The organism is Streptomyces sp. NPDC045026 (genome assembly GCF_056432625.1).
This window is the reverse complement of sequence record NZ_JBWKIS010000012.1, coordinates 178,122-191,928: the sequence shown is the minus strand read 5'-3', so window position 1 is coordinate 191,928 and position 13,807 is coordinate 178,122. Positions and strand designations below refer to the sequence as shown.

7 protein-coding genes are annotated in these 13,807 nt (G+C 72.2%); 3 read left to right on the top strand and 4 right to left on the bottom strand.

All coding sequences use genetic code 11. The features are described 5' to 3' along the window. The first annotated feature begins 216 nt into the window (after nt 1-216). Genes AC07EJ_RS25505 through AC07EJ_RS25495 form a run of 3 tightly spaced genes read left to right on the top strand, consistent with a single transcriptional unit; the run spans nt 217 to nt 7,654 of the window. Entirely contained in the window at nt 217-3,726 is a 3,510-nt protein-coding gene (locus AC07EJ_RS25505; protein WP_478884987.1) for a CDP-glycerol glycerophosphotransferase family protein, read from the top strand. Beyond that, nucleotides 3,723-6,479, top strand: coding sequence for a bifunctional glycosyltransferase/CDP-glycerol:glycerophosphate glycerophosphotransferase (locus tag AC07EJ_RS25500; RefSeq protein ID WP_478884986.1), 2,757 nt, complete (start codon nt 3,723-3,725; stop codon nt 6,477-6,479). Before AC07EJ_RS25505 ends, AC07EJ_RS25500 begins: the two co-directional genes overlap by 4 nt. A gap of 2 nt (nt 6,480-6,481) precedes the next feature. After that, complete coding sequence (locus tag AC07EJ_RS25495) at nt 6,482-7,654, top strand: glycosyltransferase (RefSeq protein WP_389489180.1); 1,173 nt, start codon at nt 6,482-6,484, stop codon at nt 7,652-7,654. Between the two features lie 24 nt (nt 7,655-7,678). Here the strand turns inward: AC07EJ_RS25495 and AC07EJ_RS25490 are convergent, their stop codons facing one another. The 4 genes from AC07EJ_RS25490 to AC07EJ_RS25475 form a co-directional block, all read right to left on the bottom strand. Further along, nucleotides 7,679-9,904, bottom strand: a complete 2,226-nt coding sequence (locus AC07EJ_RS25490; protein ID WP_478884985.1) for a bifunctional glycosyltransferase/CDP-glycerol:glycerophosphate glycerophosphotransferase — start codon at nt 9,902-9,904, stop codon at nt 7,679-7,681. A 150-nt stretch (nt 9,905-10,054) separates the two neighbouring features. Beyond that, on the bottom strand, nt 10,055-10,936 hold the full coding sequence (locus AC07EJ_RS25485) for a carbohydrate ABC transporter permease (RefSeq protein WP_478884984.1): 882 nt from the start codon (nt 10,934-10,936) through the stop codon (nt 10,055-10,057). After that, on the bottom strand, nt 10,933-12,291 hold the full coding sequence (locus AC07EJ_RS25480; protein ID WP_389489173.1) for a carbohydrate ABC transporter permease: 1,359 nt from the start codon (nt 12,289-12,291) through the stop codon (nt 10,933-10,935). Before AC07EJ_RS25480 ends, AC07EJ_RS25485 begins: the two co-directional genes overlap by 4 nt. Nucleotides 12,292-12,300: 9 nt before the next feature. Next, nucleotides 12,301-13,704: an ABC transporter substrate-binding protein gene (locus tag AC07EJ_RS25475; RefSeq protein ID WP_389489171.1), complete on the bottom strand. Its 1,404-nt coding sequence runs from the start codon at nt 13,702-13,704 to the stop codon at nt 12,301-12,303. Nucleotides 13,705-13,807: the final 103 nt, after the last annotated feature.

Genomic DNA, 13,807 nt, shown 5'->3' with positions numbered 1-13,807 from the left:
CCGGCCCGCAGCCCCCCGGCCCGCAGCCCCCGACCCGACCCCACCGATCCCGCGCAGCGCGGCCGCCCGCCGGCCCGCTGCGCGGGATCGCTGCGTGATCACCCGAACGGCTCAGGCGTGGTGACCCGGATCCACAGGGCCGGTTGTTAACCAGTAGGTCCCTCGCGGGTCGCGCAGCCGTGCCCGTCAGTTCTCCGGAAGGAATGTGCGCAGCGCATGACACCACGACTCACCGTCGTCGTCCCCATCTACAACGTCGAGGCGTACCTCGACGCCTGCCTGGCGTCGCTGGCCGCGCAGACCATGCCCGACCTCGAAGTCGTGATGGTCGACGACGGCTCCACCGACGGGAGTCCGCAGATCGCCCGCGCCATGGCCGCACGCGACCGGCGCTTCCGTTACGTCGGGCAGGAGAACGCGGGCCTCGGAGCGGCGCGCAACGCGGGTGCGGCCCTGGCCACGGGCGCGCACCTCGCCTTCGTGGACAGCGACGACGTGGTGCCGCACGACGCCTACGCGCGCATGCTCGACGCCCTGGAGGAGTCGGGCTCCGACTTCGCCACCGGCAATGTGCACCGGCTGCGCGTCGACGGGAGCACCGAGCAGTCCGCCATGTTCCGCAAGGTGATGGGCACGGACCGCGCCGCCACCCACGTCACCCGGTACTGGGACCTGCTCGGGGACCGCATCGCCTGCAACAAGGTGTTCCGTAAGGACTTCTGGGACCGTCATGCGTTCGCGTTCCCCGTGGGTGTGCTGTTCGAGGACACCCCGGTCATGGTGCCCGCGCACTTCCTCGCCCGCAGCGTCGACGTCCTGTCCGGGCCCGTCTATCTGTGGCGCGACCGCGACGGCTCCATCACCAACCGCCGGACCAGGCCGCGCGCCGTCGCCGACCGCACCGCCGCCGTCCGCTCGGCCAGCGGATTCCTCGGGGACAAGGCGCGCGAGAGCGCCGGCACCCCGGAGGCCGCCGCCTGGGTGAAGGGCAAGCGGCGCTACGACGCGACGGTGCTCGCGGGGGACCTCTGGCTGTTCATGGAGGCGCTGCCGCTCGGCGACGCCGAGTACCACGAGGCGTTCCTCGACCACGCCAACTCCTTCGCGGACACTGTCGACCCGGAGGTCCTCGCCGGGCTTCCGCTGGCCCTGCGCGTCAAGTGGCAGCTCATCCGGGAGCGCCGCCTGACCGAGCTGCTCGCGTTCATGACGTACGAGAAGAGCAACGGCACGACGTTCGTGGCGCGCGGGCCGCGCAGGCGCAGGGCGCAGTTCCCGCCCGTCACCGGGCCCCTGCCGCGCGCCGTGACCGCGCTCCGCAAGGCCGATCTTCCGCTGAAGTCGCACATCACCGAGGCGTCCTGGGACGAGGCCGGGCGGCTGCGGCTCAAGGGGTTCGCCTACGTGCGCAATCTGCCCGCGGGCCGGGCCGGGGCGCGCGCCAAGTTCGCCTGGCTGCGGGCGGGCAAGCGCCGCGTGGTGCCCCTGAAGGTGCGCACCGTCCGCTCCCGAGAGGCCACCTACCGCTCCAAGCAGGGGCTGCACAGCTACGACAGGTCCGGGTTCGAGACGGTCATCGACGCGGCGCGGCTCGTCACCAAGCGGCCGCACACCACTTGGAACGTCGAGATGGCCGCCTTCGGAGGCGGTCTTCTGCGTACCGGGCCCGTGCGGATGGGCGGGTTCGCCGCACTGCCCGTGCGCTATCTGGGCGACTTCCTGCGGATCGCGCCCCGGCTCAGCGCGGGCCGGCTCCGGCTGCGGGCCGAGCGCGTGCAGGCGCGGCTCGCGCGGCACGAGGAGTCCGGCGGCACCCTCAGGCTGGAGGGTGAGCTCGCCCCCGGGGCGCCCGCCGACCTCAAGGCGCTGCGGGTCGAGAACTGGCACACCAAGGAGGCGTACGACCTCCCTGTCGAGCGCTCGGGCCGCGCCTTCACCGCAGAGCTGCGCCTGGAACTGATCGCGGGCACCGCGACCGACGCCTCCGGCTCGCCCCGCAAGACCGACCCGTGGGGCATCGGCCTCGTGCGCGGGGACGACGAGTGGTCGGCCCTCGCGGTCCGCCCGGACATCCCGCCGGGACGCCACCCGCTCGGCGCCGGGCGCGAACTGCTCGTCCTCGCCAACGCCGCCGGGAACGTGGAGCTGCGCAACCAGACCGTACGGCCGCTCGTCGACACCCTGACCTGGGAGGACGACGGGCGGCTCGCCGTCGCGGGCAGCTTCCCCGACGCGTCCGGCACGGCGTGGGAGCTGCTGCTCCAGCACAGCGGCCACGACGAGGAGGCCGTCGTTCCGGTCGAGGTGTCCGGCGGGCGGTTCGGCGCGGCGCTGTGTCCGGACGCGGTCGCGGGCCCCGCCGGAGTCCTGCCGCTCGCCGAGGGCCGCTGGTACCTCTTCCTGCGTGAGCCGGGCGAGAGCGACCCCGGCCGGTACCGCCAGGTCCATGTGGCGCCCGCCCGGCACGAGACCCTGCCCCTCGTACGGGCCCTGGGCGGCCGGGACTTCACCGTGGGGCGCCGCTACTACGACCGCCTCGTCATCGAGCCGGGATCCGCCCTCGCCGTCACGGAGCGCGGCGGCGCCCAGCAGGCCGCGCTGCGCACCCGTTACGCGTCCCTGCGCGTCGAGCCCCGCACCGACACGGTCCTGTACTCCAGCTTCGACGGCCGGCAGTTCTCGGACTCGCCGCGCGCCGTGCACGAGGAGCTCATCGCCCGCGGTGAACCCCTGGAGCACCTGTGGGTGGTGCGCGACCAGCAGGTCACGGTGCCCGCGAGCTGCCGGCCCGTGGCCCTGTGGAGCACCGAGTGGTACGAGGCGCTGGCCCGCAGCCGCTACGTCGTCACCAACACGCAGCTGCCCGACTGGTTCGAGCGTGCCGAGGACCAGTACGTCGTACAGACCTGGCACGGCACCCCGCTCAAGCGCATCGGCCGCGACCTGGCGGACAGCCCGTCCGGCGACCGGCGTTACATCGCGACGCTGCCGGAACGCGCCGCGCAGTGGAACCTGCTCGTCTCCCCGAACCGTTTCTCCACCCCCGTCCTGCGGGGCGCGTTCGGCTACCACGGCGAGGTCCTGGAGTCCGGTTACCCGCGCAACGACCTGCTGCACGCGGTGGACCGCGCCAAGGTCGCCGCCGCGGTCCGCGAACGCCTAGGCATCCCCGAGGGAAGGCGCGTCGTCCTCTACGCCCCCACCTGGCGCGAGAACCAGCCGCGCAGGGGCGGCCGTTACGGGCTCGACCTCCGCCTCGACCTGGCGGCGGCCGAGCGCGCGCTCGGCGACGACCACGTCCTTCTCGTGCGCCGCCACTACCTGGTGGGCGGCACCGTCCCGGGCACCGCGTCCGGCTTCGTGCGCGACGTCACCCGTCACCCGGACGTGGGTGAACTCCTCCTGATCAGTGACGTGTTGGTGACCGACTACTCCTCGCTGATGTTCGACTTCGCGCAGACCGGCCGGCCGATGCTCTTCCACACCTACGACCTCGACCACTACCGGGACACGCTCCGGGGCTTCTACTTCGACTTCGTCGCGCAGGCGCCGGGGCCGCTGCTCACCACCGGCGAGGAGGTCGTCGAGGCGCTGCGCGACCCGGCCGCCGCCACCGCCGGGCACGAGGACGCCTACCGCCGCTTTTGCGAGGTGTTCTGCGACCTGGACGACGGACGCGCCGCCGCGCACGTCGCCGACGCCATGCTGCCGGGAGGTCGCCGATGAGCACCCCGGAGTCGTACGACATCAGCTGCGTCGTCGTCTGCGGCACGGACGCCGCCGCCCTGCGCGCCACCGTACGGTCCGTGCTCGACCAGAGTCTGGCCGCCACCGAGGCCGTCCTCGTCACGGCCGGGGCGGACGAGGAGGCCATGTCACTCGCGGCCGGCGACCCGCAGCGGATCCGGCTGGTCCACGCCGGCGCCGAGCGCCCCGCGTGCGTCCTGCGCGACCTGGGACTCGCCGCCGCCCGCGGCCGGTACGTCATGGTCGCCGCCCCGGGGGAGCGGCTCGAACGGCACGCCTGCCGTAACCTCTTCGAGGCGGGCCGCCGCACGGACGCCGACCTGGTCGCGGGCCGCCGGGACAAGGCGCCCGCCTGGCACAGGGAACTGCACGCCAGGTCCCGGGTCGTCGAGGACGTCGCGGACGCGCCCGAACTCGTCACGCGGGACAGCCTCAGCGCCGGGTTCTGCGTGCGGCGCGGCGCACTCGGCGCGCTGTCCGGCGCCGGGCGGGCCCCCTTCGGCGTGCGGGCCGCGTTCGCCGCCCGGCGCATCGCGCTCGTCCCGAACCTGATCACCACCGGATGCGCCCCGGCCGATCCGCTGAGGGACCTGCCGGACGCCGCGCAGGCCCAGCGGGACACGCTCGAACTCCTGGGTGCAGGAAGTGAGTTGGGCCTCCTGCGGGCGCAGGCCTTTCTCGCCGACCAGGTGATCCCCTGCGTCCGAGCCTTCCTGCCGCTCGGCCCCGAGGCGCGACGCGCGGCTGCGGACACCCTCGCCGCAAGCCTGGACGGCCTCGTCGCCCCGGACGCGCTGCGTGCGCTGCCGCCCGTCGAGCGCATCGGCGTACGGCTTCTCGCCGACGGTGACGCGGACGGCGTGCAGGCCGCCGCGTACGCCCTGGACCGGCCCGGCACCGTCGTCTCCCCGCTCGTCAGGACGGGCGCCGGGCGGGTCCGCTGGAGCGCGGAGCACGCCGACGACGACACGTTCGACCTCACCGAACTCGGCCACCAGTACCGGCAGTTCACCGAACTGCGCCTCCTGAACCGCGTCACCCACTGCCTGCGCCAGGGCGCGGTGATCGCCGTCGAGGGGCGCCTGGTCGTGCCGTTCGGCCTCCTCGACCACCGGCCCGCGCTCACCGCCCGCCTCGACCTCTCGGTGCGCGGCGGCCGCGCGCACACGCTCTCCGTGCCGGTGAGAGACGTACGCCAGGAGGACGGGGGCGTCGTGTGGCGGGCGGAGCTGCCCCTCACCGGCGCGCTGCGCCCGCGCGGCATCGGTGACCGCGTGTGGGACCCGCGGCTCGTCCTCACCGTGGACGGCGTTCCGGTCACCACCGGCCTGCTCGCCGACAAGGCGGCCGTCCCCACCCGCGCCACCGCCCTGCCGGCCCGCCCCCTCCTGACCCGCCTCACCGCCGACACCTGGCAGCCCTACGTCACCGCCGGGCACCACCTGGCCGTCTGCCTGCTGCCCCGCCGCCGCGCGGCCCGCACTGCGCAGTCCGCCCTGCACTACGTCACCCACTTCCGACCCGCCCGGAAGCTGAAGCCCGTACTGCGCGCCCTGGGCAAGAAGCGCGAGGCGCTGCACTCCCAGCGCGTCAAGCTGCGCGTCTACCGGCGGGCCCTGTCCTGGCTGCCCGTCAGTAAGGGCCTCGTCGTCTTCGAGAGCCACATGGGCAAGTGCTACGGGGACAGTCCGCGCGCCGTGCACGAGGAGCTCCTGGCCCGCGGCGCCCGGGTGCGCTGCGTCTGGTCGTACGCCACGTCGAGCGCCGGGTTCCCGGCCGGGTCCCGGCTCGTGCGCCGCTGGTCCTGGCGGTATCTGTGGGCCCTGGCCCGCGCCGAGTGGTGGGTCGACAACCAGGGCTTCCCGCACGCCCTCGACAAGCCGCGCCACACCACGTATCTGCAGACGTGGCACGGATCCGCGTACAAGCGCATGGGTTTCGACGAGGCGCGGCTCAGGACGCGCAACGCCCCCGAGCGCGAGAAGCTGCGGCGCGCGGTCGGCCGGTTCGACCACTTCATGGTCCGCTCGGAGAACGACGTACGGACCCTCGCCCGCGCCTACGGAATCCCCGAGGAGCGGCTGCTGCGCGCCGGCTACCCGCGCAACGACCGCCTCGTGGAGGCCCGCGGACGCGACGAGCGCGAGGGCCGCTTCCCGCGCCCGGCGCTCGCGACGGAACTCGGCATCCCGGACCACCGCACGGTGGTCCTGTACGCACCCACGTTCCGCGGCGACCCGAAGAAGGGGCGGAGCGTCCAACTGCCGCTTGACGTGAGGGAGTTCGCCAGACGTTTCGGTGACACGCACGTCCTGCTCGTGCGCGCCCACTACCTGGAGGCGGCGAGCCTGCCCGTCACCCCGCCCGGCACGGTCGTCGACGTGTCCGGCCACCACGACGTGAGTGAACTCCTCGTCCTGGCCGACGTGTTGATCACCGACTACTCGTCGATCATGTTCGACTACGCCCTCCTCGACCGGCCCCTGGTCCACTTCGCACCGGACCTCGACGCCTACGCGGCCGACCGCGGCACCTACTTCGACCTGCGCACGCGCGCCGCCGGACCCGTCGTCGAGACGCAGGAGGAGCTGCTGCGGACCCTCGACGGGATCAAGAAGGCGGACGGCGACTGGCAGGCCGCCCGCCGTGCGTTCGCCGCCGACTTCGGCTCGTACGACGACGGCGGCGCGGCCCGCGCGGCAGCCGACCTCATCCAAGGGAAGAAGGGCTGAGCATGACCGCATCGACCACCCCGGCCGTCCGGCGCACGGGCCGCGACCTCTTCCTCGTCGCCAACACCGTCGACGAACTGGGCGGCGTCACCGCCTGGACCCACCAGATGGCCCGCCTCTTCCAGCGCGCGGGCCACCGCGTGCACGTCATCGGCGTCCACGAGGCGGAGCTCAAGCTGACCCTCCCCGCCGGCCTCGGCTACGACGTGACCAGCCTCTACCGGGCCCACCCCCCGACCCCGCGCCCTGTGCGCGGTCTCGCCCGCCTCAGCCCCGCCGCGCACCGCCGCGAAGCCGCACGCCTCGCGGACCGCGCTCGCGCCGTCGCCCGTCTCTCGGGGCTCTTCCGCGCCGCCCGACCCGGCGCCGTCGCCGTCGTCACCCAGGTGTGGCCCATGGAGTGGCTGCGCGAGGCGGACACCGCGGGCCTGCGGATCATCGGCATGAGCCACGAGTCGTACGCCTATACGCGGGCCTGCCACCGCTACCGCTCCGTCAAGCGGAACTACCCGTCCACCGACCGCTGGCTCGCCCTCACCCAGGAGGACGCCGACGACTGGATCGCCGACGGGATGCACAACGTCGGCGCCATGCCGAACGCCCTCGCCCACCTCCCCGAGATCCCCTCGCAGCGCACCGCGAAGGTCGTGTGCAGCATCGGCCGCCTCGCCGACCAGAAGGGCATCGACATGCTCGTCGACACCTGGGCCGAGGTCGCCCCGAGCCGGCCCGGCTGGACCCTGCGGATCTACGGCGCCGGAGCCGACGAGCCGGACCTGCGCCGCCAGTGCACCGAGCTGGGCCTCGACGGCTCGGTGGAGTGGATGGGCCGCACGGACGACGTGGCGGGGGCGCTCGCCGGCAGCTCCGTGTTCGTCCAGTCGTCGCGCGGCGAGGGTTTCCCTCTCGCGCTGATGGAGGCCATGGCGAGCGCCGTGCCGTGCGCGGCCTTCGACTGCGCGCCCGGCGTGCGGGAGATCGTGCGCGACGGCGAGGACGGGCTCCTCGCACCCCCCGGCGACACCGCCGCCCTCGCCGACCGCCTCCTGCGCCTCACCGGCAACCCGCGACTGCGGGACGCCATGGGGGAGCGGGCCAGGGTCAATGTGCAGCGGTTCTCCGAGGAGCGCGTACTGGAACGCTGGGAGGAGCTGTTCGACCTGCTGGAGCGGTGAGGCCCGGCCCCGCGCCTTCCGTGCTCAGGCGCGCGGGCCGACCCGCTCACCCGCGGGCTCCGGGCGCGGCCCGGCGAGCGGCACCTCGCGCACGGACCGCGCCGCCGCCTTCTCGTACTCGCCGAGCACGACGTGCCGCACGACCCGCTCGGCCGCCCGCCCGTCGTCGTACGGGCAGAACCGCTCGCGGAACGCGCCCCGCAGCTGCGCCGAGCGCGAGCCGCGCCAGTGCCCGCTCGCGAAGATGTCGATCAGCTCGTCCTCGCTGCGGGCGACGGCGCCGGGCGGGGACGCGCGCAGATCGAAGTACGTGCCGCGCGACGCCTCGTACGCCTCCCAGTCGTCGGCGTGGATCACGATGGGCCGGTCGAGGTTGGCGTAGTCGAACATCAGGGACGAGTAGTCGGTGACGAGCGCGTCTGCCGCCAGGCACAGCGTCTCGACGCTCGGATGGCCGCAGACGTCGATGACGCGGCCGGTGCTGCGCACGAGGGGCGCACGGTGCAGCGGGTGGGTGCGGGCCAGGACGACGAAGTCCGGGCCCAGCCGGCGCAGCACCCGCTCCAGGTCGAGGGCGCAGCGCTGGGTGCGGCGGTAGTCGCGGTGGGTGGGCGCGTACAGGATCGCCGTCGCGCCCTTCGGGATGCCGAGGCTCTCGCGGATGTGGGCCACGTCCCGCGAACTCGCCCGGTGGAAGGCGTCGTTGCGCGGATATCCGTACTCCAGCGTCGTGTACGCGGACGGGTAGACGCGCTCCCACACGAGGGTGGAGTGCCGGTTGGCGGACAGGACGTAGTCCCAGGTGTCGACGGAGCGCAGGAGCCGGTCGAAGTCCTGGCCGCGGGCCGCAGCCGGGTGCTCCTGGAGGTCGAGGCCCATCTTCTTCAGGGGCGTGCCGTGCTGGGTCTGGATCAGCACCTGGCCGGGGCGCTTGACCAGCCTGCGGTCGAAGTTGACGTTGTTGACCAGGTACTTGGAGCGGGCCAGGGCCGTCCAGTAGGCGGCGGTTCCGGGGCGCAGGGCGCGGGTGCCGGACGGCAGGGTGTGGTGGTGCTCGGGCAGCGCGATCCACGATGTGGCGACGTGCGGCGCGTGCGCGCGGAACGCGGCTTCCAGGGCACCCGGATTGCAGCCGTAGCCGCGCCCCCAGTAGCTGGAGAAGACGGCCCGGTCCGCGCGCACCGGGAGCCGCAGCTGGACGCGGTAGTGCGCCTGGAGGGCGGCCGACCGGGCCGCGCGCCGCAGCCGGCCCGCAAGTCCCCGGACCCGCCGCACGACGCGCATCGCCGCGGCCAGCGACCGGTACGTGCGGTGCGAGCCGAGCCGCACCAGGCCGTGCCGGAGCCGGTCGCGGGCGGCGACGGGCACACCGGGCACGCGGTAACGCCGGTAGTGCGCGCGGGCCTTGCGCAGGAAGTCGGGGCGGGTGCCGCGCGGGAGCCGGTCCGGATGCGTGAACACCGTGGCGAAGTGCTCGACCATCCGCCGGAACAGCAACGGGCTCCAGACAGCCGCGAGTTCGGGGTGGGCGTCGAGGAACGCGAAGACACGGTCGTACTGATCGAAGACGTCGAAGTGCTCGGGGGACGTGGTGCCCAGGATGTTGCCCCGGCGGCGCTGGCGGTAGTGGACGCAGACCCGGTCGAGGGTGACGATCGTCCGCGCCGACATCAGGACCGGATAGGTCCAGGGCGTGTCCTCGTAATAGCCGGGCGGGAAGGCGAAGCCCTGCTCCTCGACGAAGGCGCGCCGGTACGCCTTGTTCCAGACGACCATGAGGAGTTGGAGGATCTCGGGCCGGTCGGCGAGCGTGAACGGCGCCGGTCCGTCCTGCGTGAGACGGTCCGCGTACTGGTTGCGCACGGCCTCGCCCGTCCAGTACGTACGGGCGTAGTCGTAGACCAGGACGTCGGGGCCGCCGGTCTCCTCGATGCGGTCCGTGATCGCCTGGAGCGCGCCCGGCGTGAGGGTGTCGTCGCTGTCGAGGAAGAGGACGTAGTCGCCGGTGGCGTGTTCGAGACCTGCGTTGCGGGCGCGCCCGAGACCCACGTTCTCCCGCAGATGGACCGCCCGCACCCGCTTGTCCCGCGCCGCGAACTCGTCGGCGATCGCCCCGCTCGCGTCCGGCGAGCAGTCGTCGACCGCGATCACCTCGAGATCGGAACACGACTGTTCCAGGACGGATTCGAGGCACGCGTGCAGGTAGGCCTGCACCTTGTACACGGGGACGATGACACTGAACCGGGGCAAGGCGCATCCATGGGTCGGCACGGGCATACTGCCCGGCAACGGCCGGTGGAGTGATCCGGTTACGCCAGATGTGGCATACGAGGGACCCCTCGGTAGCCGAAGAGGGGCGAACCGTGACCGGTCCGCCCCTCAATTCGCTTGCGAATGCGGCTATTTCACCGCTCCTGCCATCACACCGGACACGAACTGCCGCTGGAAGGCGAAGAACACGGCCAGCGGGATCACCATGGAGATGAAGGCGCCGGGCGCCAGGATCTCGATGTTCCCGCTGAACTGCCGTACCTGCTGCTGGAGCGCGACCGTCAGCGGCTGCGAGCCGGAGTCGGAGAAGATCAGCGCGACCAGCATGTCGTTCCACACCCACAGGAACTGGAAGATGCCGAGCGACGCGATGGCGGGGCCGCCGAGCGGCAGGACCACCGTCGCGAAGAGCCGCGCCTCTCCCGCGCCGTCGAGCCGCGCGGCCTCCAGGAGTTCGCGGGGGATCTCCGCGAAGAAGTTGCGCAGCAGGAAGATCGCGAAGGGCAGCCCGAAGCCGACGTGGAACAGGATGACGCCGATGATGCTGCCGAAGATGCCGATCTTCCCGAAGAGTTCGGACAGCGGGATCAGTGCCACCTGCACCGGCACCACGAGCAGCCCGACGACCGCCATGAACCAGCCGTCGCGGCCCTTGAAGTCCATGCAGGCGAAGGCGTATCCGGCCATCGACCCGATGATGACGACGAGGAGCGTCGTCGGGACCGTGATCCAGATCGTGTTGAACAGGGCGTGGGTGATCTCGTCCTTCTCCAGGAGCGACTGATAGCTCTTGGTCGTCAGCTGGGCCGGGGTGGTGAAGACCTTCCACCAGCCCGACGCGGCGATGTCCGCCGGATCGCGGAACGAGGAGACCAGCAGCCCGAAGGTCGGCACCAGCCAGAACAGGCCGACCACGAGCAGGAAGGCGCGCAGCGCCCCGCCCGCCGCGCCGCTCGCGATCCGGGCGGCGAGCGAACGCTTGGCGCGCACGGACGTGTCGAGTGCGGTCACCGCTGACGCTCCTTCCGCAGCCGGCGGATGTTGACCCACATCACCGGGAGGACGAGCAGCAGGAGCAGCACGCCGATGGCGCTGCCCGCGCCGAAGTTCCCCTGGCCGCCGAACGCGGACAGGAACAGCTGGAGGGCCAGGACGTTGGCGTCGTCCTGGGACGGCTGTGGCGCGATGATGTAGATCAGGTCGAAGATCTTCATCACGTTGATCATCAGCGTGACCAGGACGACGGTGAGGACCGGGGCGAGCAGCGGCACGGTGACCTTGCGGAACACCTGCCACTCGTTCGCCCCGTCGACGCGCGCCGCCTCCAGGAGGTTACGGTCGATGCCCGCGAGCCCGGCCGCGATCAGAACCATCGCGAAGCCCGCCCACATCCAGGCGTACGCGCCGATGATCGAAGGCGTCACCAGGGCCGGCCCGAGCCACTCGACGCCGTTGTAGGCGGTCGCGAAGTTCGAGCCCGGGAGCCGGAGTTGGGCCCCGTCGGCCGACTTGGGCAGGGTGAAGGTGCCGTCGTCGCCGCTGGTGGTGGACGCGACGACCTTGCCGCCCTTCACCGCCTCCACCTTGACGCCCTTCAGGGCCTTCTCGCCCGCGTCGACGGCGCCCTTCGTGCCGCCTCCGCCGAGCTTGAAGTCCAGCCAGACCGTCCCGGTGACCTTGTCGCCCGCGGCGCTCGCCGGCTTGGCGTTCTGCGGACTGCCGGGCACCTTGTCGGGCGCGATGCCGACCAGCGGCAGGAACGCCGGGGTGCCGGCCTGCGCGGTCTGCTTCGTCGTGAACGAACCGCCGCCGGTCGCCTTGAGATCGCCGCCGATGGCGGGGCGCGCCTTCGGATAGACGGAGGCGTCGGTGAACGCGTCGTGCACGGACGTCACGATCGCGTTGGCCGCGCCCTGGTTCGGGTCCTGCTCGTAGACCAGGCGGAAGATGATGCCCGCCGCCAGCATCGAGATCGCCATCGGCATGAAAACGATCAGCTTGAACGCCGTGCCCCAGCGCACCCGTTCGGTCAGCACGGCGAAGATCAGGCCGAGCGCCGTGCACAGGGCCGGCGCCACGGCCACCCAGATCGCCGTGTTCCTGACCGCGATCAGCGTCTGGTCGTCGCGGAAGATGTCGACGTAGTTGTCGACGCCGACGAAGTGGGAGCCGCCGGAGTCGTAGAGGCTGCGCCAGACCGAGTACCCGATCGGGTAGACCACGAGCGCGCCGAGCAGGACGAGTGCGGGCAGCAGGAACAGCCCCGCCACCCACGGCCTGGTCCCGATCACGCTCTTGCGCGGTGCTGCGGACGGCGCCGGCGGCAGTGCCCCGGCGCCTCCCGCCTTCGCCACGGAGGACGACATACCGCGCCGTCAGCCGTTCTTGTACGCCTTGGCGGCGTCGGCCTCGAGTTGGCGCTGGGTCCCCGCGACGTCCTTCGGGTTCTTCAGGAAGTCCTGGAGGGCCTTCCACTCGCCGACACCCTGCGTGCCGCCGAACGCCGCGGGCGCCTGGTCGGACATGTCGAAGCGGAAGTCGTCGCCCGCCGCGAGCAGCGCCTTCGCGATGTCCCGGGTGACCGCGTCCTTGTACTTGGCGGTGTCCATCTCCTTGTTGGGGGAGATGAAGCCGCCCTGCGCCGCCCAGATCTCGGCCGCGTCGGTCGAGGAGAGGAACGTGACGAGCGCCTGGGCGCCCTTGCCGCCCTTGAGCGCCACGGCCACGTCGCCGCCGCTGACCACGGGGGCCTTGGCGCCGACCGCCGGGAACGGGAACACCTTGGCGTCCGTGCCGACCTTGGCCTTGGTGTCCGCGTTGATGTTGGCGGTCACGAAGTCGCCCTCGTAGACCATCGCCGCGGGGGTGTCACCGGAGAACGTCTGCGTGACCGACTTCGGGAACTCCGTGCCGAGCGCGCCCTTGCGGCCGCCCGCGATCAGATCGTCCTTGCCCCACAGCTGGGCGAGCGTGGTCAGCGCCTCCTTCACGGAGGGGTCCGTCCACTTGATCTTGTGGGCGGCGAGCTGGTCGTACTTCTCCGGGCCCGCCTGGGAGAGATAGATGTTCTCGAACCAGTCGGTGAGCGTCCAGCCGTCCGCGCCGCCGATGGAGACGGCGGGGGAGCCCGCGTCGGACAGGGTCTGCGCCGTGGACAGGAACTCGTCCCACGTCTTCGGGGTCTTGGAGATCCCGGCCGCCTCGAACGCGGCTGTGTTGTACCAGACCAGCGACTTGTTGGCGGCCTTCACGTAGACGCCGTACTGCTTGCCCTTGTACGCCCCGAGGTTCTTCCAGCCGGCCGAGAAGTTCTTGTCGACCTGTGCCTGCGCCTCGCTGCCGAGTGGCTTGATCCAGCCCTTGTCGGCGAACTGGTGCAGCACGCCGACCTGCGGCAGGAACGCCACGTCCGGCGGCTTGCCGCCCTCGATCTTCGTACTGAGGAACGTGGCGGTGTTGTTGCCCGTCGGCACGAAGTTGACCTTGGCGCCGGTGCGCTTCTCGAACTCCTTGAGGACCTTGGTGAAGTTCTCCTGCTCCGGCCCGGTCCAGACGGCCGCGACCTCCAGGGTCTGGCCGTCGAGCTTGGGCAGCTTGACGGAAGAGGCGCTGCCCGTTTCGCCGCCGCCCGTGTCGTTGCTGTCCTTCTTGTCCCCGCCGCCGCCACAGGCGGTCAGCGTCAGCGCGAGGGCGCCCGCGGTCAGAGCTGCCGCTGCGGCTTTCGCGGCCCCGGACGTCCTCGACGCCCTTGAAGTCGTGCGTGTACGAATGCTGCGCATCGCTGCCCCGTTCTCGTCCCGAACGCTGAACGTACGTCCCGAACGCTGAACGTACGTGTGTGCGCTGTCCCGTGGGGACTGGTTCTACGCCCGGCCAGGGAGA

Excerpts from the sequence above, each read along its gene's own strand:
- AC07EJ_RS25505 (WP_478884987.1), top strand. The coding sequence starts at position 217 with ATGACACCACGACTCACCGTCGTCGTCCCCATCTACAACGTCGAGGCG.
- AC07EJ_RS25500 (WP_478884986.1), top strand. The coding sequence starts at position 3,723 with ATGAGCACCCCGGAGTCGTACGACATCAGCTGCGTCGTCGTCTGCGGC.
- AC07EJ_RS25495 (WP_389489180.1), top strand. The coding sequence starts at position 6,482 with ATGACCGCATCGACCACCCCGGCCGTCCGGCGCACGGGCCGCGACCTC.
- AC07EJ_RS25480 (WP_389489173.1), bottom strand. The coding sequence starts at position 12,291 with ATGTCGTCCTCCGTGGCGAAGGCGGGAGGCGCCGGGGCACTGCCGCCG.
- AC07EJ_RS25475 (WP_389489171.1), bottom strand. The coding sequence starts at position 13,704 with ATGCGCAGCATTCGTACACGCACGACTTCAAGGGCGTCGAGGACGTCC.